This is a genomic window from Paenibacillus sinopodophylli, assembly GCF_005930355.1.
Taxonomy (GTDB): domain Bacteria; phylum Bacillota; class Bacilli; order Paenibacillales; family Paenibacillaceae; genus Pristimantibacillus; species Pristimantibacillus sinopodophylli.
Genome location: NZ_VDBO01000001.1, coordinates 2,273,188 through 2,297,009 on the forward strand (window position 1 = coordinate 2,273,188; position 23,822 = coordinate 2,297,009).

At 45.7% G+C, this 23,822-nt stretch carries 22 protein-coding genes; 8 read left to right on the forward strand and 14 right to left on the reverse strand.

What is annotated here, in order from left to right; genetic code table 11:
- Positions 1 to 4 precede the first annotated feature (4 nt).
- The 9 genes from wsfD to FGT79_RS10120 all read right to left on the reverse strand — a co-directional run bounded on the left by wsfD (position 5) and on the right by FGT79_RS10120 (position 8,804).
- On the reverse strand, positions 5 to 1,522 hold the full coding sequence (wsfD, locus tag FGT79_RS10080; protein WP_212758536.1) for a glycan biosynthesis hexose transferase WsfD: 1,518 nt from the start codon (positions 1,520 to 1,522) through the stop codon (positions 5 to 7).
- Positions 1,523 to 1,551: 29 nt separating this feature from the next.
- A complete protein-coding gene (locus FGT79_RS10085) occupies positions 1,552 to 2,673 on the reverse strand; it encodes a hypothetical protein (protein WP_138752528.1) in 1,122 nt (373 codons plus the stop codon).
- 229 nt (positions 2,674 to 2,902) lie between these two features.
- Positions 2,903 to 3,784: a 5'-3' exonuclease gene (locus FGT79_RS10090; protein ID WP_138752529.1), complete on the reverse strand. Its 882-nt coding sequence runs from the start codon at positions 3,782 to 3,784 to the stop codon at positions 2,903 to 2,905.
- 30 nt (positions 3,785 to 3,814) lie between these two features.
- Positions 3,815 to 5,017: an aminotransferase class I/II-fold pyridoxal phosphate-dependent enzyme gene (locus FGT79_RS10095; protein WP_138752530.1), complete on the reverse strand. Its 1,203-nt coding sequence runs from the start codon at positions 5,015 to 5,017 to the stop codon at positions 3,815 to 3,817.
- Between the two features lie 8 nt (positions 5,018 to 5,025).
- A complete protein-coding gene (locus FGT79_RS10100; RefSeq protein WP_138752531.1) occupies positions 5,026 to 5,406 on the reverse strand; it encodes an arsenate reductase family protein in 381 nt (126 codons plus the stop codon).
- Between the two features lie 36 nt (positions 5,407 to 5,442).
- Positions 5,443 to 6,405 carry an RluA family pseudouridine synthase gene (locus FGT79_RS10105; RefSeq protein ID WP_138752532.1) on the reverse strand — a complete coding sequence of 321 codons (963 nt, stop codon included), beginning with the start codon at positions 6,403 to 6,405 and terminating at the stop codon, positions 5,443 to 5,445.
- Positions 6,402 to 6,974, reverse strand: coding sequence for a cob(I)yrinic acid a,c-diamide adenosyltransferase (locus FGT79_RS10110; protein WP_138752533.1), 573 nt, complete (start codon positions 6,972 to 6,974; stop codon positions 6,402 to 6,404). The genes FGT79_RS10105 and FGT79_RS10110 overlap by 4 nt, the downstream gene beginning before the upstream one ends.
- A 103-nt stretch (positions 6,975 to 7,077) precedes the next feature.
- Positions 7,078 to 8,298, reverse strand: coding sequence for an aminotransferase class I/II-fold pyridoxal phosphate-dependent enzyme (locus FGT79_RS10115; protein WP_138752534.1), 1,221 nt, complete (start codon positions 8,296 to 8,298; stop codon positions 7,078 to 7,080).
- Positions 8,299 to 8,312: 14 nt separating this feature from the next.
- A complete protein-coding gene (locus FGT79_RS10120; RefSeq protein WP_138752535.1) occupies positions 8,313 to 8,804 on the reverse strand; it encodes an Lrp/AsnC family transcriptional regulator in 492 nt (163 codons plus the stop codon).
- Positions 8,805 to 8,996: 192 nt separating this feature from the next.
- Here FGT79_RS10120 and FGT79_RS10125 point away from each other — a divergent pair, with 192 nt between their 5' ends.
- The 4 genes from FGT79_RS10125 (at position 8,997) to FGT79_RS10140 (ending at position 13,108) form a co-directional block, all read left to right on the forward strand.
- Positions 8,997 to 9,230 carry a hypothetical protein gene (locus FGT79_RS10125; protein ID WP_138752536.1) on the forward strand — a complete coding sequence of 78 codons (234 nt, stop codon included), beginning with the start codon at positions 8,997 to 8,999 and terminating at the stop codon, positions 9,228 to 9,230.
- Between the two features lie 26 nt (positions 9,231 to 9,256).
- Positions 9,257 to 10,360 (forward strand): GerAB/ArcD/ProY family transporter, encoded by a 1,104-nt coding sequence (locus tag FGT79_RS10130; RefSeq protein ID WP_138752537.1) that lies wholly within the window; start codon positions 9,257 to 9,259, stop codon positions 10,358 to 10,360.
- A gap of 10 nt (positions 10,361 to 10,370) precedes the next feature.
- Positions 10,371 to 11,870 (forward strand): spore germination protein, encoded by a 1,500-nt coding sequence (locus tag FGT79_RS10135; protein WP_171056156.1) that lies wholly within the window; start codon positions 10,371 to 10,373, stop codon positions 11,868 to 11,870.
- Between the two features lie 65 nt (positions 11,871 to 11,935).
- Entirely contained in the window at positions 11,936 to 13,108 is a 1,173-nt protein-coding gene (locus FGT79_RS10140; protein ID WP_138752538.1) for a Ger(x)C family spore germination protein, read from the forward strand.
- Positions 13,109 to 13,436: 328 nt separating this feature from the next.
- On the opposite strand, the gene FGT79_RS10145 is transcribed toward FGT79_RS10140, so the two are convergent.
- Positions 13,437 to 13,739, reverse strand: coding sequence for a hypothetical protein (locus FGT79_RS10145; protein ID WP_138752539.1), 303 nt, complete (start codon positions 13,737 to 13,739; stop codon positions 13,437 to 13,439).
- Between the two features lie 501 nt (positions 13,740 to 14,240).
- On the opposite strand from FGT79_RS10145, the gene FGT79_RS10150 reads away from it, so the two are divergent.
- The gene (locus FGT79_RS10150) at positions 14,241 to 14,645 is read left to right on the forward strand and encodes a CBS domain-containing protein (protein WP_138752540.1); all 405 of its coding nucleotides are present in this window, start codon (positions 14,241 to 14,243) and stop codon (positions 14,643 to 14,645) included.
- Positions 14,646 to 15,190: 545 nt separating this feature from the next.
- Here FGT79_RS10150 and FGT79_RS10155 read toward each other — a convergent pair.
- Together FGT79_RS10155 and FGT79_RS10160 are read right to left on the reverse strand one after the other, a co-directional pair.
- A complete protein-coding gene (locus FGT79_RS10155) occupies positions 15,191 to 15,838 on the reverse strand; it encodes a 2OG-Fe(II) oxygenase (protein WP_138752541.1) in 648 nt (215 codons plus the stop codon).
- 331 nt (positions 15,839 to 16,169) lie between these two features.
- Entirely contained in the window at positions 16,170 to 16,808 is a 639-nt protein-coding gene (locus FGT79_RS10160) for a nitroreductase family protein (protein ID WP_138752542.1), read from the reverse strand.
- Between the two features lie 116 nt (positions 16,809 to 16,924).
- Here FGT79_RS10160 and FGT79_RS10165 point away from each other — a divergent pair, with 116 nt between their 5' ends.
- Positions 16,925 to 17,284 carry a MerR family transcriptional regulator gene (locus FGT79_RS10165; protein ID WP_138752543.1) on the forward strand — a complete coding sequence of 120 codons (360 nt, stop codon included), beginning with the start codon at positions 16,925 to 16,927 and terminating at the stop codon, positions 17,282 to 17,284.
- 101 nt (positions 17,285 to 17,385) lie between these two features.
- Here FGT79_RS10165 and FGT79_RS10170 read toward each other — a convergent pair whose 3' ends face one another.
- Positions 17,386 to 18,882, reverse strand: a complete 1,497-nt coding sequence (locus FGT79_RS10170) for an MDR family MFS transporter (RefSeq protein WP_138752544.1) — start codon at positions 18,880 to 18,882, stop codon at positions 17,386 to 17,388.
- A 121-nt stretch (positions 18,883 to 19,003) separates the two neighbouring features.
- Positions 19,004 to 21,421, reverse strand: a complete 2,418-nt coding sequence (gene helD, locus FGT79_RS10175; RefSeq protein ID WP_138752545.1) for an RNA polymerase recycling motor HelD — start codon at positions 21,419 to 21,421, stop codon at positions 19,004 to 19,006.
- Between the two features lie 494 nt (positions 21,422 to 21,915).
- Here helD and FGT79_RS10180 point away from each other — a divergent pair, with 494 nt between their 5' ends.
- Both FGT79_RS10180 and FGT79_RS10185 read left to right on the forward strand, forming a co-directional pair.
- Positions 21,916 to 22,872: an ABC transporter permease gene (locus FGT79_RS10180; RefSeq protein WP_138752546.1), complete on the forward strand. Its 957-nt coding sequence runs from the start codon at positions 21,916 to 21,918 to the stop codon at positions 22,870 to 22,872.
- Positions 22,873 to 22,884: 12 nt separating this feature from the next.
- Entirely contained in the window at positions 22,885 to 23,814 is a 930-nt protein-coding gene (locus tag FGT79_RS10185; RefSeq protein ID WP_138752547.1) for an ABC transporter permease family protein, read from the forward strand.
- The last annotated feature ends 8 nt before the right edge of the window (positions 23,815 to 23,822 follow it).

Below are 23,822 nucleotides of genomic sequence, written 5' to 3' on the forward strand. Positions count from 1 at the left end.
CAAATCATGCTGAGTGACTAAGGGTAACGGATGGCTGCCGTTTCTCGCTTCTCCATAGATTTCCTTGGATCGCATCGGCCGCTGTCGCAAACGTAACAATATCAAAAGCTAAAGTAAACAGAAATTCATGCTTAGACAAGTCCGCATCTCCGGCACCAATGATCGATACGAGAATGCCGGAGAAGCCCATTGCAATCATCGACACCATATGAGGCAGCCGCAGCATTCGCCTCCTATCTTTATCTCTCCATGCGTTTATGAAGGACGGCAGATAAAGGCCTATAATAATAATCGTCCAAATCACGATAAAACCAAAGGTTTTCGGGGCAAGCATTTTTTTAATATCACTATAAGCCGTGAAGAAGCTCGTCTGGGCACCGAACGCCTTTCCCTCAGACTTTTCGTAATTCCCCATCGCCTCTGGGCGGATCGTGAATGCATTTTTAGCCGCTAGGTCAAGCATTTTCCCAGCCTGATCAGGATGCGCGGCATAATACGCAACGATTTGACCGAAACCATATTTACTATAAAATTGTTTCTGTAATAAATCAGAATCCACATCTATGGTCGTGTAAGGCTCGTAATAAATACTTTTACCCAAGACTGCGAATTGCTGATCAATACCGAATGACTTTAATGCAGCTTCAGGGTCCTCCGATTGCAGCAAAACGCCGCGTGTCATGGCATGATATTTGTTTATATTGACGAATTGCTGCGGAATGAATGCATAAGTCGCAATACCTGCTGCAAATAGACAAACCAGTGACGAGGCTGCGAAGACTCGGAACGACTTTTGTTTGCGGACAAAAATCAATAAAATGCCAGTTACAGCTATTACGATGCCAGCCGGGGCATTCTGCTGCTTGCTCGTTGTTAGAAGCAGTCCACTTATTAGAAAAATGCCCATTAAGACGTAGTCGTTGAACCGATGACGGTACAACAGCAGCACCGAGGCGAACAAATAGATCATCGAGATCAATACAATACTTTCACTGAAGAAAGAATTGAAAAAGGCCGTATATGCTGTATCTCCGAATATAAAAATAGTAATGCCAGCAATCATATAGCCCTGTTTCGCCTTTAATTTCCAAGTAAGGCTCTCGGTCAATAGGAATATCGCGCCTGTATACAGCAGCGTGAACAACGCAGCTTGAATACGGATATCGAACTGGTTCGAATTGAACCATTGATTGATCCATATCGATAATCGAATAAATAAGGACTGGGACGAGGATAAAGTGGCTCCGTTCTCGTTGTAATATTGAAATATTCCGTAATTTTTCACGAAATGCCCCAAATATTGACTATCGTAATCAGGAGCGTTGAAATACAGCCCATTGCTGTATAATATACGGAAATAATCCCCGTTATCCGCCATACCGATATACGGCGAGACAAACAGGGCTAGAGAAGTGATAATCAGCACGCCTAATGAAGCAAGCACAGCCGGTGAGAACCATCTTTGAAGAGCTGCCCATCGGCGATTTATTGTAGATAAATTCTGGGTGTCAATGACCGACATGCTTGGTGATTGCCTCCTCTGAGAGAGATTTAATAAGCATAAGCCAACAATGCCATTAGGTTATCGAACGAATAAGCTTGACCTGATGCTTCATCGGCAAAGCCGCCTTGAAACTTGCTGCTCGCATCAACAATACGGAATTGATTCATCTGCTCCATGCTATCCTCATACAAGCTTTTATCGCCTATCTCAGCTGCTATCATAGCCGCAATCGCATAAATCGCTGTCGACTCTATTTCCGTGAGCGCTGCTCCGTCCTTTGTGTATTGCCCATACAGCGTCCCGTTCTTTACATGCTCCTTCAGATAGCTGATACTCGCGGTTTGCTGTAATCCCACCTCGGACAATGCAAGGATCGTTAGCATCGATTCCACCGTATTGATCTTCTCAGAGCTGTATGCGTGCGAAGCATACGTGTAACGAGTTTCGTAGAAGGGGAATGCATCTGACAAATATCCATTTCGAGTAATTTCTGTCATCTGGTTCATCAATGTCTTCTTTTCCTTCGAGGAAAGAGGAAGAAGCTGCAAAGATTTCAAATCAATGTAGCATAATGTAATGAAATCGTTCGTTAATTGATAGATTTCATCATAGAAATCATACAAATAGCCATCCTTTACGTTATACATGTAGAATCTGCTGCCGTATTCATCCGCGATCTGCGTATAATGGGCATCCTTAAACACCTCTCCTGCTTCATGGAGCGCTCGAATGATTCGCAAGTCATCTACCGCCGCGTTAAGCTGATATGACTTACTTTGCTTAGGACTGAAGCGGTAGCTGAATCCGTATTTAAGATCAAACAGTCGCTTAGCTCGCGCCCACTCAGAATCGAATGCATCCTGCTGTTTGGTCATGGCATAATACCTCATAAGCAAACCAGCCGATTCGCTAAGCACCTCATGCCCCGATGCGGCTTCTGCTGACTGCTCGGTATCTATGTAATTTGTATATGTACCGTCATTACCTGACAGTTTATTCGTAATAAAGCTTATTAAAGCAGCCCTGTTCGGAGCCTGCTTGACGCTGTCTCCGTAGTGGTTTGGAGGGAGTAATGGTGCTTCTTTGATAGCTCCAGACTGCGATTTTCCGCAAGCCGTCATCAGGCACAACGAGAAGACAACAACGATATGAACGGCAAACTTGCCCATTTGAACACCCTCCTCCATGGTTACATACCCATATAACGACACATTGAAACAATTTCTGCGCAATTTGATTCCATAGTAGCATGTATTCAGGCAACTATCTATGCCCAATTTCAGTATATGTTACTTTTGACCTATTGAATTTTCTGATAACACTCTCTTTCATTTCCAAAATGACACAAAAAAACAGCTGCACCACATCATAGCGGTTCAGCTGTTTTTGTCGTTCTATTTAACGTAATATAGGCTGCTCCAATAGCTTCACCAAACTACCGAATTCCAGCTCTTCAAATTTGCGGATGGCTATCGCCGTATCCAGTCTCCAGAGACAGTCAAGCAGCTCGCAGGCAACAGGAGCTTGAAGCTGGATAGTTGCCAGGTCGCGTGACAAATGAAGCATCTCGAGATCTGCTTCGATTTTGGCACGAATCGTCTTGGAAACAGCATCCAGGTTAGATAATAACCCTTCAATCGAGCCATGTTCTTGAATCAGCTTATGTGCCGTTTTCTCTCCAATGCCTTTAACACCAGGATAGTTATCGCTCGTATCGCCCATTAGCCCTTTGATATCAATAATTTGCAAAGGCGTGAGCTGACGTTCCTCCATCAAGCTCTCCGGCGTATACACCAAATAGTTGCCGATTCCCTTCTTCATAATCGCAACAGAAACACGATTGTCTACGAGTTGGAGCATATCATGATCACCTGTTACGATGTATACATGTGCTTGATCCTTAAGCGCAGCCGCTAAAGTGCCGATACAATCATCCGCTTCAAAACCTTCAATGCCGATATTCGGTACGTTAAAGCTAGCTACAACTTCCTTTACGAGATCAAATTGGGGAATGAGATCCTCCGGAGCAGCAGGGCGATTCGACTTGTAGCCCACATATTGCTCCGTTCGGAAGGTCGTGCTTCCCATATCCCAGCAGCAAATCACATGAGTTGGATTAAACGTTTTGACTGCATCCATGAAATAACGTACAAACCCATGCACTGCATTAACCGGTACGCCGGTGCTCGTCCTGCGTATGCTGCCTGTGAATGATGTAGCGAAATAAGCACGGAATAAAATAGCCATGCCATCTACGAGCAGCAACCGTTGTTCAGTCATTTCTATCACCCTCTCTTTCATCATCATTTATTATCCGCGAATAAAACGTCCAATTCGTTTCGCCGCTTCTTGAAGACGTTCCTCGTCCTCGACAAGAGCAATTCTTACATACCCCTCGCCTTCAGAGCCGAATGCCTCTCCTGGCACGACAACTACTCCCGTCTGCCTCAGCATTTCCTGGGAAATCCGCCTTGCATTCCATGGCTCCTCCTGTGTCCATTGCATCGGAGGCAGCGGTGCCCATATAAACATCGTCGCTTTCGGCGCCGTTATTAGCCAGCCTTCACTCCTCAGCGCTTCCAGAAACAGGTCACAACGCCGCTCATATAGCTTGCCCGCCTTTGGCTGTTCTGGACTTGCGATTGCTTCCCTCAGAGCAGCGATACCTGCCTCCTGTATAGGATCAAACACACCGTAATCAATGTTGGCTTTGAGTTCACGAAGCGCGGCTACAGCAGCCTTGTTCCCCGCAAGGAAACCAATGCGGCATCCTGCCATATTAAAGCTTTTCGACAATGAATGGAATTCTACAGCCTGCTCCATCGCTCCTGGAACCTCCAAGATACTCGGCGGCTCACAGCCGTCAAAGCCCATCTCGGAGTAAGCAAGATCATGAACGACCAAGACGTCATGTTTGCGTGCCTTTTCAATAAGACGCTCGAAGAAAGCGATGTCTGCAACGGCCGAAATAGGGTTATTCGGATAATTGACCAAAATAAATGTGGCTCTATCCCATTCTTGGTCTGAGACTGCATTCAAATCAGGCATAAAGTCATTCTCTTCCCTTAACGGCATGAGCACCGATTCCACACCTGCAAGCGCTAATGAAGCAGCATAAATCGGGTAGCCGGGGTTAGGCAGCAGCACCATATCTCCCGGATCGCAAAGCGCCATAGCTAGATGTGCGAGACCATCCTGAGAGCCCAGAAGTGTAACCAGCTCCGTCTCGGCATCAAGCTCCACCTTGAAGCGATGCTTCATCCATGCCGCTGCTTGCTCACGGAAGGGAAGTCCACTCTTGATGGCGGGATATGCGTACATATCAGGGCGGAGAGCCGCATCGCTCAACGCTTGCCTAACTACTGCTGCAGGCGGTTGATCCGGATTGCCAATGCCAAGGTCAATAATATCAAGTCCACTCTCAGCTGCAGCCCGTTTCCAAGCAGCTACTTCAGCAAATATGGAAGAGCCTAGTTGCGAGAGCCGATTCGACCGCCATTTGGTTTGCGACATAGTTGCGTTCACCCTTTTCCATTATTCCATTCTTGCTCGTATTGCTCTTCCTTATAGCCAACCGTAACTTTACTACCATCTGTCACGATGGGGCGTTTGATTAGCATGCCGTTCGCTGCAAGCAGAGCATATTTATCATTCTCTGACATGCCAGCCAGCTTGTCCTTGAGCCCCTGCTCCCGATAAACATCTCCTGAGGTGTTAAAAAACTTTTTCAGATCCAAACCGCTGTTTGCGACAAGCACTTTCAGCTCTGATGCTGAAGGTGTGTCCTCCACAATATCGCGCAGGATTACTTCATTCCCTTTGCTTCGCAGCGATTTCACCGCTGCCTTACATGTACTGCATTTCGGATATTGTATGATCGTAAGCTGTTGTTGCTTGGCCATCTCCCTGATTCCCCCTATATATGAATAACGACATCGTTATGATTCAGTCAACATTTGCTCCAGCAGCTCCAGCTCAGGCGGCAGTGCTGCATGCCATTCCATCCATTGCTTCGTGAGCGGGTGAGTGAAGCCTAATATTTCGGCATGCAATGCTTGTCTCTGAGCAGTCTGCTCCCAGGCCTCTATGCTGCCGTCTTCAAGCCCGTACATTTTGTCTCCTATTAGCGGACAGCCGATATGCTGCATATGAACACGAATTTGATGCGTTCTGCCAGTCTCCAGCTTCAATTGAACAACTGCGGCTGCAGGTTTGGAAGCTGTCCCTTGGAAGCTCGTCAACGTTTCATAATGCGTAACGGAAGGATAACCCTTTGGTGTAACGATTCGAATATGCGGCTGATCAGGATCGCGATCAATCGGTGCATCGACTGTCCCTTGCGCCGGCATTGGATTGCCATACACATATGCCCGATACAGCTTCAAAAAACCGTTCGCCTGCATTTGCTCAGATAACTGCTGATGAACATATGAGGTTTTGGCTATGGCGACTAGGCCCGAGGTTTCTTCATCCAAGCGATGAACGGGCCTAAAGCGAACCCGTTCCCCATTCTCCTGCCAATGATAGACGATTCCGTTCGCAAGTGTGCCGGTGTAATGTCCGTGCGTCGGATGCACAATCATTCCAGCTGGTTTATTCACAATTAAGAGATCCTCATCCTCGAATACAATCTGAACGGGAATGGGCTGCGGCAATATATCCTCAGATATTTCTCGCTCCATGCGAACACGGATAATATCGCCGGCTACAACAGGTGCGGTCGTATAGGCACGAATGCCATTAACTGTCAGCCCATGTTCCGTCAATTTAACCTGTGAAAGCAACTTGCGAGAGACGCCAAGCTGCCGCTCCAGAACAGTGCGAACCGTTTTCCCGTGCTCCGCTTCACGAACAATGGCAATTAGCGGTTTGTAATACAGCTCCTCTAATTGCTCATTCATTTCTTCGGATTCCGAAATACTTCTGCGCTTCGTATATATTCGGTATCCGACACACCAAGCTTCTCATTAGCCACTCTCGCAGCAGCGAAGAAAAAATCCGACAAGCGGTTCAGATAGGTGATAACCTCTTGATTAATCTCATTCTCGCCAGCAAGCGTCACCACGCGCCGCTCCGTACGGCGGCATACCGTTCTGCAAACATGCAGCAGCGCAGACACTGAGCTTCCGCCTGGCAAGATAAACTTTGTTATTTCCGGCGCTTCCGTCACATAACGGTCAATCCAGCCCTCCAGTCGAACAGCTGGTTCCGCATCGATCTTCAGCGGAGCTCCTGCGACTGCATATGCAAGGTCAGAGCCGCAATCGAACAGCTCATGCTGGATATCGATCAACAATGCCGCCATTTCCGCTAGTCCCTCGTGCTTCGCCGCTTCTGCTGCTGCTTGACCGACGAAACAATTAAGCTCATCAATTGTGCCGTATGCCTCAACGCGAGCATCATCTTTGCGCACTCGCCCGCCAATCAAGGAAGTTTGGCCGCTATCGCCGGTTTTCGTATATAGTTTCAATCTGATCAGCCTCCTCGTTCATACCTAGCCCGATTATCATACAAACAGCAGGTCGGATATGCTCCTGACCTGCTGCTCTTTAAAGTAAAATAACCAATCCGGTTTAAGCTTGCTGTTTCAAACGGTGGACGAATCCGCCGATTCGCTCAAGCGCCTCTGTCAAATTCGTAACGGAGGTCGCATACGAGCAGCGAAGATGACCCTCGCCACCAAGTCCGAACACATCACCCGGAACGGCTGCAACACCCGCTTCATCGAGCAGTCGCTGTGCGAATTGTTCACTCGTTAAGCCCGTCGATACGATCGATGGGAATGCATAGAAAGCCCCCTGCGGCTCGTGGCAATCGAGGCCAATATCCCGAAAGCCTTTAACGACAAGACGGCGCCGCTGGTTATACGCTTCAACCATACGGTCCTTCTCTTCAAGTCCATGCTGAAGTGCTTCAAGCGCAGCATATTGCGCCATGATCGGCGCGCACATCACTGTATATTGATGAATCTTCAGCATGGCGGCAATCAAATCCGGGTGCCCGCAAGCATAGCCCATCCGCCAGCCTGTCATTGCAAACGCCTTGGAGAATCCGCTCACTAGAATCGTACGATCCTTCATGCCCGGCATAGCGGCAAAGCTCACATGCTTCGAGCCATAAGTAAGCTCTGCATATATTTCGTCAGATATCACGACGAGATCATTCTCTTCAACAAGCTTCGTTATCGGCAGCCAATCCTCGTAGGTCATCGTGCCGCCTGTCGGATTGCTCGGGTAACAGAGAATAAGTACTTTTGATTTCGGCGTAATGACCGCTTGAAGCGATTCTGCCTTGAGCTTGAATTCATCCTTGGCAAAGGTTTCGATGCCTACCGGCTTGCCGCCTGTCAGCGCCGTAATCGGCGAATAAGAAATGTAACAAGGCTCTGGTATTAGAATCTCATCGCCTGGTGCAATAAACGCACGGAGTGCAAGATCGATCGCCTCGCTGCCGCCTACCGTTACTAATATCTCATCCGCAGGATTGTATTCCACCGCGAACTGATCATTTAAGTATTGCCCGATCGCTCCGCGGAGTTCAGGCATACCGGCATTCGAGGTATATTGCGTTTTCCCTGTTTCCAGCGCATATACGGCTGCTTCCCGTACATGCCAAGGCGTTACGAAATCGGGCTCACCTACGCCTAGCGTAATGACATCCTTGCGCGTGCTGACCAAATCAAAAAACCGACGGATACCCGACGGTTTAATGTCCCGAACGAGCGGGGACAAATAATCGGCCATGGATTGACGCCGCACAGGTGTGGTGGGTTGTTTCTCTTCATCTTTAATCATTGCCATCACCCTTTTTACGGCGAAACCATCAACCGATGATCACCTTCATGCTCCTCGAAGATAATGCCGTCTTGTTTGTATTTTTTTAATATAAAAAATGTTTTGGTCGATAGTACTGCGTCGATTGGCGATAATTTATTCGAAACAAAAGAGGCAACCTCTTTCAAGTTTTTCCCTTCAACCTCAACCAGCAGATCGTAGGCGCCCGACATCAAGTAAACCGATTTTACTTCCGGATATAAATAAATGCGCTCGGCGATTCCTTCGAATCCGCGACCGCGTTCAGGTGTAATTTGTACCTCGATCAGAGCCGTTACCTTCTGGTCATCGATCTTGCTCCAGTTCACAACGGTAGCATACTTCACAATGATATGGTCATTCTCAAGCTCGGAGATCGCTTGCTTCACTTCCTCAATAGGCACGGCAAGCATCGTTGCAATCAGCTCAGCATCTCTTCGCGCGTCTTCCTTCAGCAGCTCGAGCACTTTCAACTGTAATTCGGTCATAGTATAACTCCTTCCAGTACGACTGCGATTATAAAGAATATTTTACAACTTTTTCGATGCACGCGCAATGAAAGACATATGGGCATTTGCAGCTTTCCGAGCCCGCCCGAAGTCAGCCAATTGTTGAATATTTTGGGAAGCCTACAGGAATGATAAGGTTATCTCCCCACATATTGCGAGAGGAACATGATCATGCTGGAGAACCTTATTGTCGTTTCCATATTGCTTATCGCAATATGGCTATGTGATTGGCGGAATTTCAAGCAAGCTGCTAGTAAGGCTAGAACGGTTTATATTCTGCTGCTAATCCCGTCCGCCTACCTGTCCATCCTGTTTATCTTTCATTTGCCGTGGCCTAATATCGGCTATATCACTCGAATCGCCTACGGGTGGCCAGCCAAACAGTTATTGGCCTTATTAACATAGAACCAAATCGAGAGTAGGTAACCACTATGACTGCCAAAACTTCAACAATAACCTTAACGCAACTTGCTGGTTTGCTCTCAGCCTATTCGATCGGGTCAGCCATCGTGTTCATTCCTAACCCGCTTTCGGCTGCTGCAGGAAATGACGCATGGCTGTCCATAACGGCCGCCTATCTATTCGGCATGCTCGTGTTTGCTTGCGTACTCTATCTATACCATGCGCATAACGGCGTCAATTTAATTGCATATAGTCGCACACTCATCGGCAAATCGCTGACCGTCATCATATCTATTCCGATCATAGGTATGCTTTTTTTCGCTATAAGTGCCATTAACTCCAGTATTGGCGATTTTTTCACAAGCGTCATGATGGAGCAAACGCCTCCGTACGTCTTTCATTCCATCGGCATGCTGCTTTCGGCCTTGACAGCTCGAGCCGGCATTCGAGTCGCCGCGAGAATGTTTCTGCTCTTGCTTGTCATTATGCTCCTCTTCTCCTTGCTTGTGATTGTGCTTGCGATTCCGATTTATAAGCCGGGCCAGTTGCTCCCTATGTTCGACCATGGTCTAAAGCCAGTTCTACACGGTTTCTTTATCGCAGCCGGATTTCCATTCGGAGAAATTTGCTTGTTCTCTATGCTGTTGCCGTTTGTCAAAACGATCAATAAGCAATCCATTAATAAAAAGCTGTATTATGCTTTTTCTTTTGCCGGACTCATGCTGCTTATATCAACGCTGAGCACAACGATGGCATTCGGCCCCGCAGCAGGCGTCTTCAATTATTCCTTGTACCGCCTAGCTGTTGAAATCCATATTGCTGAGCTCTTCCAACGGGTGGAGGCCATCATCGGGATAGCCCTTATTCTGGGTTCTTATATGAAGGCAACCTTGCTTCTTATGATATTGAATTACGTCTTTATTGAACTTCTGCGGATAAAGGACGATAAAATATTCATTTATCCGCTAGCATTGGTCTGTATTTTTTTATCATTAACGATGTTTAAGAGTCCTGCCGATTTTCAAGAGCAGGTCTATCTCATTTGGCCGTTTAGCGTACTGGCCGTAGGCTGCTTTCTTGTGTTTCTATTCACTTTCATTACTTGGATCAAAAAAATAACCATTAAAGAATGAGGACGCCACTTTGACAGAAGCTAATTCGCTGATAACCAAACTGGATCAAAATCTGCTCGTAAATCGGAAGCAAATTGAACAAGTTTTTACGAATTGTGAGGATGTTAATTTTCAAGATTGGCAATACGGCACGTCCTTTCAATATGATGCACTCTCTATTTATTGCGCATCTCTGGCCAGCTATACGACGCATCTGCTTCAACAAGCCTTGGAGCAAGTAGCAGCCTATGCTTTAGAAACTTGGGAATCCGTTACGCCGGGTAAGCTTTCGACCTGCATATCCACCAATAATACGGCACTCCAGCCCTTTGTGTTGCTTGAGCATTATGAGCAGGTATACGAGTACATCATGAACGGGTATATCATAATCGTGTTCGACCAGTTGGATAAAGCGCTCGCTTTCGAATCCGGATCTACGGCACAAAGGCAGGTAACAGAACCTGTCAACGAGCCCGCTGTACATGGCCCAAGAGAAGGTACAGTAGAGAATATGGCTACCAATCTCGGTATGATTAGACAACGAGTACGCACGCCGGAGTTCAAGGTCGAATTTCTGCAAGTTGGGAAAGTTATCAAAAGCAAAATAGGATTCGGCTATCTGGAGCACGTCGTCAATCAAGAGGTTCTCCAAACCTTCCGCACACGCATCGCAAGCATCGTTGATTATGAAGTGCTGGAAACGTCATATGTGGAAGACTGGATTGAGGAATCGACGCTTACCCCGTTCCCTCAGGTTCGCTATACGGAGCGAACCGATACGGCAACTGCCGCTTTATTAGATGGAAAAATAATCGTATTAGTTGAGAACTCGCCTATGATTATGATATGCCCTGCCTTGCTGGTTGATTTCATGGGAACGGCTGAGGATTATTATATCCGATCCGTCTTTGCAACCTTTATCCGCAGCTTACGATTGCTCGCTTTCATTATTGCGCTCACACTGCCAAGCATTTACATCGCGCTGTCAACCTTCCATCCCGAGCTCATACCAACAGTGCTGCTGCTTGCCATTGTTGATTCCAGGGAAGGCATTCCTTTCCCTGCCTTCATTGAAGCGCTTGTTATGGAAATTTCGTTCGAGCTGCTGCGTGAGGCAGGCATCCGGCTGCCAAGAACGGTAGGCTCTGCGGTAAGCATCGTCGGCGCGCTCGTTATCGGACAAGCTGCGATAATGGCCAAAATCGCCTCTCCCTTTATGGTCATTGTCGTTGCTTTAACCGGAATCGCGTCCTTCGCGATCCCTCATTACGATATGGCTATTGCACTTAGGGTTTTGCGCTTTCCTTATATGATTGCTGCAAGCCTGCTGGGAGGCTATGGGCTTATGGTCGTATTTCTGCTTACATTGCTTCATTTGACTTGTTTGCATTCGCTTGGCCAACCATACTTATCATCACTAGCTCCGTTGAAAATTAGAGATCTGCGCGATATTTTCATTCGAGTACCGTTAAAGCAAATGTTGAAATCCCCGAGAAATCGACGCCTGCACAGCTCCAGCCGTAAAGAATGATACGTCTAGGGCTGCCCCTGCGCATACTAGGCGTACAATAACAACTACTGCAAGGAGGCCGCTTGATGAGACCGATATATATATTTATTTTGCTTTGTTTGGTCATGCCTGTATTGAGCGGCTGCTGGGACAAGCTGGAGCTGAACGATTGGGCATTCGTCCAAGCAGCTGGTATCGACCTTGCAGATGACGGCCGTATTCGTCTGACCACACAGATCTACAAGCCAGGCGGGACGAATGCACAGGATATGATTCCAGGTAAAGAGTCATCCTTCTTTAATATGACAAGTGAAGGTACAACTGTATTTGGTGCTTCCCTTTTGATCAACAACGAGCTGGGGAGAAAGATACAATGGAGCCATATGGAGGCTTTGTTAATAGGAGAGAACTTTTCACGAAAAAGAAATATCGGTGAGGTGCTTGATTTTTTCTCCCGTTCGAATGAACCGAAGAGCTCTATGTCCATTATCGTTACACACGGCGATGCCCTTACCTATTTGAAAGATAAGCCCTTCGTCGATAACAATATTGGGCAGCAGCTTTCCTCAAGCATCAAAACAACCGAGAAACAGTCTGGTTTATCCACAACCGTCACGCTAACGGATCTCAGCATTTTCGCCAAACAACCTAGTGCGACCTTTGTTATCCCATTTGTGTACTCTGCCGCCGAGAGCACGCTGCCCCCCTCTAACACAACAGCTATATTCAGTTTTCCCGAGGGAAAGCTGCTGAAGATTGTGCCCCATAGCAAAACACCTTATCTGCTCATGCTCATGAACAAATATCAAAGCGGTATGATCACAACCCCTTGTTCGGATAGCAAAAATTCTCCGAAACAGAATGATGCCTTTCGGATTGACAAACTTGAAACAAAGATTTCGCATCATATTAAGGATAACTCACTTCTGCTTCATGTTAATGTTACCGTTTCAGGCAGCGTGATGGAACTGACCTGCTCACCGCTTGGAACAGAACAAGAAATTAATCATTTCACCGATCAGATTGAGAATAAACTGAAGAAACAGCTTGCCGATACGATGAATTATATAATGGCGGAGAAAGCTGATGTCATCGGAGCAGGTACTTATCTTCATCGTTACCATAATAAACGTTGGAAGTCTTGGGAGACGACGTGGAACGACCGTTTCAGTAAAAGTGCATTTACAATTGAAGCTCATGTGCAGCTTACCCATACCGGCATAGATACTGGACGACCTTTCACGAACGCTGGCAAGTAATTTCGTTGAAGCTGTTACGTCGTTGAGAATGTAACCATGATCGGGATCTTCTCTAACGGACATAACGGCGGGCAACATGATGAAAGAAGGCCATCCTAACTTTTAACGGTCACCACTGCAACTAAGGACAAGATGAACTAGTTAGACGTCTGAATTTTGATCTGTAAGCATCCCTATTGTCCGTTAGCCATTACACATTTCGTTTTTTCGATGCTAACCTGCGTTCATGACCGTTACAGCCTACGCTCGCAATGAAAAACGTACTTAATCGTGAAAAATATAGAGACTGCATGTTTTATTTCGTGCTAATACACCTTATTTCGCATCGTTAGAAGCGATCATCTATCTTCCACTGGCCATCCAAATTGATAATAGAATAAGAGGTTTGATCCTCTGATTTGTCTTCCCAATGCCGAGTCACCTTAATCATGACTGCGCCATCCTCTGCTGTGGCAATACCATCTACCCTGTATGAGCTAAGTTTTATGCTCTGACTATTAATCTCATCATAAATTTCCTTCATCTCAGCTATTGATTTCTCTTCCGAATAATCTCCCGAGCACCAAGAATAGGCACGCTTCACAAAATCATCGGTCGAATAGCTGCTCTCTGATTGTTCAACTATAGCCAAATGGTATCGTGTTAAGATAATGGTTTAGTCAATGTCGTTTATAAAAGTGAGAATATCGTTGTAAAATCTTTCTTTGTCATGTCCTTTAAGATCATGACCTGAAGCCGGATATTGTTTGATTATCAAATTAGTGCACATACGCTTATAAAGCTCGATATCAGAGTTCGATATTAGCGAATCTTCAAGCAATCCTCTTGCCACTAAAACAGGTATATCCAAGTATGACTAACTCACCGTTTTTCACATACTTAGATTTATACATACCGCTCCTCATCACCCACTCCTACTACTTTTATACTATTATTCGAAACGAATTGAAAATAAAAAAATCCCATTAAAAAATCCTATTCATCCACTTAGTGGCGTATTAATCGTTTTAACTTTGCTATTTCAGTCTATATAAATGGAGATGTAATTTTATATCCGAAGAGCACACCCCAGTTACTCCCACATGCACTTCGCGACGAAATATGCTTTAATATACCAAAGGAGTGTGACTCAATGGACATCAATTCGTTTTTATATCCCAAGAACGAGGTCTCATACCTCATGACTTCCTCTACAATGAAGGAAGCTGTTGATAAATTGGAAGCGAGCAACTATACAGCTATTCCGATTTTGGACGAGAATGGCTTATATTTTGGAACGTTATCCGAGGGTGATTTGTTATGGAAGCTGAAGGCTACACCTGAACTAAGCTTTAATAATATGCACGAAATCCCTGTCGTCTCTATCAAAAAACGGATAAAAATCGAATGCGTCGAAATTAACGCCGATTTGGACGATATGCTCGCGCTAGCAGCCGACCAGAACTTCGTTCCGGTCGTTAACGCCGATCGTGTCTTCCTTGGTATTATTCGCCGCAAAGATATAATCGAATATTATACTCGGAATATTGCCGATTAGCTTAGAAAAACCTGCACTTATAGTAAAATAAAACTTGTTATTTTTGATCCAAGACAGATCTGCGCAGCTAAGACAAATACAGTAGCTATTCAGAGGGGTTCTTTAAGAAAGGACAGAAGCTTTTGGACTATAATAGAAGTACCGTTTAAGATGTTGAACGTATTTCTAGGCTCAAAGTTTACGCTTATTCCTTGGATAATCGTATCAATAAAATTGTGGATTAGTATTCTAGGTAACAGGGGTATGCTCCTAATACTCATGGTACTTACAACACTGGCATTATAGATAGCTGTGGCTTTGCTTTTCAAGCATATTCGAGACTCAAGGTACCCTAAAATAGAATCCAGCTAACTACACAATTAGGCACACTCCACTGACATGATATTACTGTTGGTGGGGTGTTTTAACGTTAAGCACCTTGTTCTAGATAACCGGTATAGTGCGGTATATAAAACGTTAAGGGGGTTTAACCGCTTCAGGCAGATTAGAATCCAGAACTTCCAACGTTTCAATCGGAACCATACTTCACTTTCAATGGTATGGGTTTAGGAAAAGCGAAGGGCTTGCCGTCTCATCCACATCGTTGCAACCCACTTTTCCCCTTTAATCACAGGGGTGCCTGCATGAAGGGTAAAATCGTTTAATTCATGATTGCTGTAAAAATATTCAAAATAGACAGCCATGCCTTTATTAGGAATAACTGAAATATTAAGCATAGGGAACGCCGTTTCTCCGCCTTCCTCCACGTCATTCAAATACATCACCATCGTACTGATTCGATTGTTAGCACTTGCTCGACTCTTTTCCGCGAAGAAATCATAATGAGGTTGATACTCTTGACCAGGGGTATACAGCAGAACCTGCATACTGTCACCATGCGCGATCGGTATGTTCATAATTTGAGAGAAACGCTTCTCTATTCTAGTAATCGTCTCATTCTCCTCACAGAACACCCCGCTGCTCGTTCTAATTTGATTAACTTCATGATTTCCGCCTATTTTTGAGCGTTGCAGTTTTTCCCTAGCGTGTTGAATTAGCTCATCGCATTCCTCATCGCTAAGCACATTTCCTAGTACAACAACCAACGGCGACTCATACTTGGCAAGAATGCGAATCTCTCGATCATTTGTCTTAATCATATTTCCAACATGATCAAATATCGTCCGCTCTTTCTCTTTCGTATCCTCTATCATTCATATACAACCCCTATAGTATGACATTCACCACAAATCACCATACCATAAAATGGAACTAATTACTTTTTTAAATTCTGAAAAGTCAAAATAATCAAACTAAATTGCAGCTATCCGATATATCGAGCCTTCATTTATCGTTCACAGCCCCAATATCCAAGCAGCATTGTCATGGCTCCAGCCTGTCTGTTAGCACAACGAGGCTGCCGATCTATGCCGGCTGCCTCGTTATATGATCGTTAAGCTATAGCTTCCCGTTAGAATAAATCAAGCTCTCCAGTTCAATAGCAAGCTTGCCTTTAGTGGCTTTTAATAGATTACGGATAAATGCCTACCTCCAAAATGTGATCTTTTCAGAATCTAATCGAACGGTCTCATGTCCCTCGTCTTTGGCTTTTCCTATTGAAATAATCATGACAGGAGCATATCGTTCTTCATCTAAATCAAATGCTTTTGCTAGCTGATCTGCTTCAAAGCCTGCCATTGGATTCGTATCATACCCGTGTGCACGAGCTACTAACATAAGCTGCATCGCAAAGAGGCTGCTATCCACTTTTGCGACTTCAACTTTCAATTCGTTTGATAGCGTCGGAAACATCGTTAGAATCATTCCAAGTTGACTATCTCGTACTTCGGCTGGCATTTTTCCTTGTTCCACCGCTGTATTGTAAATTTCTTCAGCATTTAAGTAGCTTTGAGTATCACCAAAAATTAATAACATGGCTGATGAAGTATCATTTTGCAACGTATTGAAACGCACAAGAGGTCTTAGTTTTTCCTTTCCTTCTGGAGTATCAACTACAATGACACGCCAAGGCTGCATATTGGCAGAGGATGGAGCCAAACTGGCTTCCATAACCATTTCGCTAATCTCTTCTTTCGATATTTTAATGTTCTCATCATAATTACGCACGGAACGTCTTCCCTTGACGATATTGGTGAAATCGTTATTCTTAATACGGTTAAACATAGAACCTCTCCTCTTGATAACATTAGATTTTTTGACAATATGCATGTCGTTCGTTATCATATTCGTATTATGAACTATAAACCTAGGTTTATAGCAATAACTAAAGAGGTCCTCATATGAAAATAAATGATGTTTCAAAATTAACGGGTCTGCCTATATCCACATTGAGATTCTATGAACGTAAAAACCTAATTCCGAACTCATTTGTTAAAAGAGATGCAAATAACTATCGTATTTTTTCTGTAGAGATCGTTGAATTCCTAGATGATGTGAAGGCACTATTATCCGTAGACTTTTCTATAGAGGAGTTAAGTTTGCTTGTAAATCAACAACTTAACCTGTCTTACGAGGTAAAGAAGAGAATGGTAGAACAAAAAATCAAAGAAATTGATGATATTCAAAGGCGATTGAGTAAGTCGAAAAAATTCTTGAATGCTACTTTGGAAGGAAAAGCTAATTTCAAAACAAAGTGTTGAGAAGACGCACCATACAGACCAACACATAATCAGCACATATAGCCTTGGCCGACTAGCGGCCAAGGCTATTTTCATAAGAGCGAATCCGTTCCCTTCCGCGGTTAGTGACCCATCATCGCCGAAGGATCTGGTTTGTCTCCGCCAGCGGGTCCGTCTTCTTCCTGCTGCTTCGGTTTACGCAAAATAAGCGAAAGTGCAACGCCTGCGGTCGCAAGGCATGCGGAGAGGAAGAACGTGTCGCCGTAACCCGCAACGACAGCGCTTAGCGGATTGGTGTCCTCGCCTGCGCTTGCAGCGTGGAGAGTGATTTGTGAAGTCAAATAGCCGGTCAAACCCGCGACCGCGAACGAGACGACGACTTGCTGAGCTGCTGTTGTCAACGGTGTAACGCGGCTCACCAGACGGCGAGGCGCAGAATTTAGCACATGCGTATTAAGCGGCATCATGGAGAAGCCCATCCCGAGACCCATGATACTGATGCACACAATGATCACCCACAGCGAGGTATCCAATGAGATGCCGGACAAGATATACAAGGAAATAGACACGACGGTAAGACCAGCGAAAGCGAGCGGACGTGCGCCGATCTTGTCGAACAGCCTGCCGCTTATCGGCATGCCGATCGCCGCGCATAGCGCATAAGGCATGAGAATCCAGCCTGTTTCAAGCGCCGTATAGTGCATAACGCCTTGTAGATACAGCGGTACGATCAGCATAGCACCGAACATTGCGAGCTGTACGATCCACGTCAAGATGATGCTGCGTGTAAAGTCGGACGACTTGAACACTTTAAGCTCCAGCAGCGGCTGCTTTTGTCTCAGTTCCACGAAGATAAAGAGGATAAGCGCAATGCCGCCAATCGTCAAGCCCGTAACGGTCGATGTACTAGACCAACTGGTGCCACCTTCGCTTACGCCAAACGCCAGCATGGAGAATGCAATTGGAGCGAGGCACATCCCAATAAGATCTAGATGAGGAGCGACATGGCGTTCCGATTTGGGCAAATATTTATGACCGAGAATGAAGGCGATGATGCCGATCGGCAGATTGATAATAAAAATCCAGTGCCAGCTGACAGAATCGACAAGCCAGCCGGATAGCACTGGGCCGAACGCTGGCGCCAGCAGCATAGGGATGCCAAGTAAGCCCATGATGGATCCGCGGCGCTCTGGAGGTGCGAGCTTGAACACCATGGTCATTCCGATTGGTGCCACCATGCCGCCGCCCAAGCCTTGAATGATACGGAAAATAATCAGCTGTTCCGGCGTTTGCGCGATACCGCACAGCACGGAGCCGATTGTGAACAGGGCGATTGTAAGCATGAAAATCTGCTTAGATCCGAATTTATCGGTCATCCAGCCTGCAAGCGGGATAACCGCTGATAAGGCTAGTGTATAGCCGGTAATGGTCCATTGAATCGTCTTCAGATCGGTATCGAAGTATTCCACAAGCTTCGGTATGGCATTATTGACGACGGTGCTGTCCAGAATAACCATGATCATGGCGGCAATAATAGCTATGAGCGGCGGCAGAATGGCTTTCAATGAGAAGCTGTCCTCGCCTGATGGCGTTGGTTTCATTTGCGTAGATGCTGACATATAGTCCTGCTTTCTGCTCAGAGAGCTGTGTATGGATGATAATAAACGTTGTGGTTTAGGATGGCGCAAAACTTGTAGATTCATAAGTGCAGCTTACCTTATCCAATGTGAATCTGAACCGTCAATATGGTGCTTTCTCGTACACTTTGGCTGGCAATGCCTGCACAAAGGGCGACCAATTGCCCGTCGTGTAAAGATGAAGCCGGTGCATCGCCCGCGTACACGCTGTATAAAGAAGCTTCCGTTCATTTTCTAGTCCATAAGCTTCGGAAGAAGCATCATAGACGAGGACGGCGTCGAACTCGACACCCTTGGCGAGATATACAGGAATGACCATCACTCCTTTTTCAAAAACGAGCGTCTCCTTCGTAATAAGCTGCAGAGCTTCGCCACCTTGAGTCCGTAAGGACTCATAAGCCTCCCGGCTTTCGGCTGCGGTCTTCGTAATTACGGCGATCGATTCGAAGCCCTCAGCTAGGAGCGATGCGATATGTGCCACAATTTGCGAATCACGTTTCTCCCCGCCATCCAGTCTCGTCAGAAGCGGCTTCCGCCCTTCCCTTTCAAACGATGTAATGTCTTCTCCGCTTGGAAGCATTGATTTCGTAAATTCAACAATCTCCCTCGTTGATCGATAGCTGCGAACAAGGCTGATAAGGCTTGTTTCAGCCTCGCCGAAGAGGCGAACTAGCGGCGAATCGGATGCGGTCAAGCTTGTAGACTGCATGTAAATCGCTTGACTGAAATCACCGAGCACCGTCATCCGGGCACGAGGAAATAGTTTTTTCAAATATTCATACTGAAATGACGAATAATCCTGACCCTCATCCACGAAGACATACCTTATTTCCGTGTTTGTCCGCACGCCCTCGATCATTTCTTTTACATACAAATACGGAGTAGCATCCTCATAGAACAGCTCGTTTCTCAGCAGCATCTCCTTCGTTTGACTGCATATTTCATTCCAAAGCGGAGGGATCGTAGTCCCATTCGTTTGCTCTTGATAAGCGGCGTCACCCTCGAATAATTGACCATATATACCTTTAACATCTATAAACGAGAATTTTTTCACACCTTTCCTTAGCGGTTGAAAGCTTTCTTTCACGATTCCTTTGCGGAGCAGCTCTTCTTCCCGCCAAGCGAAGTCAAAGTCGCCTTCATCTTCTCTACGCTTCTTGTTCATTTTCTCGCGAATTGTGGCGAATTGTTCAGCAACGTCGAATACTTCCCTATCTTTATGCAGCATGGCAAAAACCTCCGCATACTGCTCGGTGTCGAGATATTGCAGCTCATCCTGCACCCACAGCGCATCGCGCTCCACGCGTTCCAACGAAACTAGTTCATCCAGCAGCCATTCCTGCAAGAGAACGGCACGATTGTTTAATGGCAAAGTGCGATCAAAGCTGTAAAATTTCGCTCTTATTCGCTCCGCGGTAATCAGCTTGCGATCCCGAAACCGAATATCGTTGAAGCGCATGCCCTCCCGTCCTAGCCAAGTGCCATAGTTTTGCAGTGCTTTCAGGAAATCCTCGGAAGCTTTGTATGCGATCCCCTCTAGTCGTGCCTCATACCCCTGTGCTCCTCTTGCGGTAAGAACATATTCGATCTGGTCAAAAGAATCCTCTAGTTGTAAAGCGGAGCCGAGCCAATAATCGAGATAGGCTTGAAAGGTCGTCTGCTGCATATTCTCTTCACCAAGCTCCGGAAGGACGGTGGAGATGTAGCTAGCAAACATCGGATTTGGTGAGAATAGAACAATCTGATCCGCCCTAATCGACTGACGGTGTTTGTATAGCAAATACGCCACCCGTTGTAGTGCCGCCGAGGTTTTACCGCTGCCTGCAGCCCCTTGCACGATAAGCATACGGCTTTGGTCATTACGAATAATGGCATTCTGTTCCTTCTGAATCGTTGCAACAATACTTTTCATTTGTGAATCTGCGCCTTTGCCAAGCACTTGCTGCAACAATTCGTCACCAATCGTTTCGCTAGCGTCAAACATATTGCGGATATGCCCGTCTTGAATCTGGTACTGCCTTTTGAGTTCCATCATCCCTTCAATTCTTCCGGCAGGTGTGGTATAAGACGCCAAGCCAGGAGAGTAATCATAATACAGACTGGCAATTGGTGAACGCCAGTCATAAATTAGAAAGCTCAAGCCCTCTTCATCAGCGAAGGAAGATACACCGATATAGATTTGCTCATTGTCATTCAAGCCATCCTCTAGAAAGTCGATGCGTCCGAAATAAGGAGACGGGAGCAGTCGGTTCATACTTCTCCATTGCTGAGTCAACAGCTTGTGGCCGCGCTCCCGTTCAGCCAATATCGCAGATTGCTGGTTAATTGTGTGAAAGGTTTCTTCGAAATCCTCATACGTGCTTGTATTGATCGTAACTTCTTCCCAGAACCGTCTGCGGATATCCGTTGCTTGATCGTACAGCCCTGCTACCTCTGGCTCCAGCTTAGTAATTCTCGCCAGCAGCTTGTTCCTTACCCAATCAACTCTCTCCTGTTCCTGCCGCCAATCATTTGTTTCCATCTCTCCCGAACACACTCCTTTTTCCTCTTTCTGGAATAAAAAAGAGCATTGACAAATCAAAACGCCAGATGTACAATTAACGTAGGGATAAAATTAAATACACCTTTATTTAAATTTGCCAATTACGCTATTGATTGTATCACAGCGTTATTTTGTGTTCAATTTATTTTTTTCTCTGAGTGAGCGCAACACTATCCTGATTTTTGACCCTTACACCAAACGATCGCAACTTTTAGCTGTCAGAAGATGATCCTTGTATTCATCAGGAGATCATCTTTTTTTTGTTCCTATCAAAAGCTCAACCAGCACCCTGGTTGAGCTTTTTTCATTTGTATAGCCTCACTACCGATGACTGCACCGGTTACCGAATTGTTCGAATCTAACGTTTGTTGACTACAGTATCAAGTTTGTTGTCTAGAAGCATCGAATCCTCGTCATATACAATGAAATCAACAGGTGCACGACAAGCGAAAACACCGAAAGGACTGAGAGGCATGAAATCGACAGTCGAGCTTCAAGAAAAAAGAAAGCGCTTACGGATTCGTTGGCATAAACAGGATACGGAGCTCACACTCTTGGCATTGCCTACGACGATCTGGTACATCCTGTTCTGCTTCTTGCCGATGTTCGGAATCATTATTGCCTTCAAAAACTTCAGAATTAGCGGCGGGTTTCTGAGCAACGTATTTAATAGTCCCTGGGTAGGCTTCAAAAACTTCGAATTTTTATTCCGGTCGAATGACGCTTGGATCATTATTCGAAACACCATTGGATACAACATCATTTTTATCGTTCTAGGCATTGTACTGCCTGTCCTACTCGCTATTATGATCGGACTGCTCCACAGCCGCAAAGCTAGTAAAGTTTATCAGACGATGATGTTCCTCCCCTATTTCCTATCTTGGGTTGTCGTCTCTGCGGTAGGCTGGGCGTTCCTAAGCTTCGATAAAGGGATTCTCAATCAGACGCTCGTCAATATGGGAGGCGATTCAGTTAACTGGTATATGGAGCCTGCATACTGGCCTTACATTCTTATTCTCTTGAATGTGTGGAAAGGCTTAGGCTACGGCATGGTCATCTATCTGGCAACCATCACAAGCCTGGATAGCACTTATTATGAAGCAGCCGTTATTGATGGCGCTTCCATTTGGCAGCAGACAAGATATATTACTTTGCCTATGCTCAAGCTTGTTATCGTCATGCTGTTCATCTTGGCAGTTGGACGTATATTCTACACTGACTTTGGCTTGTTCTATCAGGTCACGCGAGATTCCAATTCTCTGTTCAACGTATCTACCACTATCGATGTCATGGTATATAAACAACTGAAATCCGCTACCTTAGGGATGGCAGGTGCTGCCGCATTCGTGCAGTCTGTACTAGGCTGTGCAACTATTCTAATCGCTAATTGGATTGTTCGCAGAATTGATCCTGACAGCGCGATGATGTAAGGAGGCATGACCGTGTCTACGAGAAAGACTTACGAATCAGGACTTGAGAAATTTAATCGTACAAGCAACGTTGTAAACCTCTTTTTCAACTTGATCTTTATCATACTGGCGCTGCTCTGTGTTATACCTGTAATCGTTGTCCTATCTATTTCATTATCCAGTGAGGATTCCATACGTGAGTCAGGCTATCATCTGCTGCCGGTTGCTTTGTCAGGAGAGGCTTACGCCTATGTGGTCAAGCAAGGAACGATGATTCTGCGAGCGCTCGGCGTATCCGCTCTTGTTACTTTAGTAGGTACTGTGCTCGGTGTTTTGCTTACGACCTCCATGGGCTACGTACTTTCTCGCCCAACCTACAAGCTGAATGGGTTTCTGACCTGGGTCGTATTCATTCCCATGATCTTTAATGGCGGTTTAGTTTCCAGCTACTTCATTAATACGAATTTACTAGGGCTGAAGGATAGTGTCTGGGCACTTATTCTGCCGCTGGCCGTCTCATCGTTCAACGTAATCATTTGCAAAACCTTTTTCAAAAGCACGATTCCCGATGGGTTGATTGAGTCTGCCGAAATAGATGGTGCGAGCCAGCTGCGAATCTTTTTCTCCATTGTCCTACCGATCTCTTTACCTGTCATTGCAACCATAGGCCTGTTTCTCTGCTTCTCTTATTGGAATGACTGGTTTCAATCGATGCTGTATATCAACAACCAGAACCTGTACTCACTGCAGGCACTGCTAAATAGCTTGATGAGCAATGTCGATGCCCTTGCCAAAAATGCCGCAAGTATGGGTGTTAGCTACGCCGTACTCGTTGCAACGATGCCGAAGGAATCTGCCCGCATGGCTGTAGCCATTATTATCGTTCTGCCTGTAGCCTTCGCCTATCCGTTCTTCCAGAAATATTTTATCTCCGGACTTACGATTGGCGCTGTCAAAGGATAACCAACGAA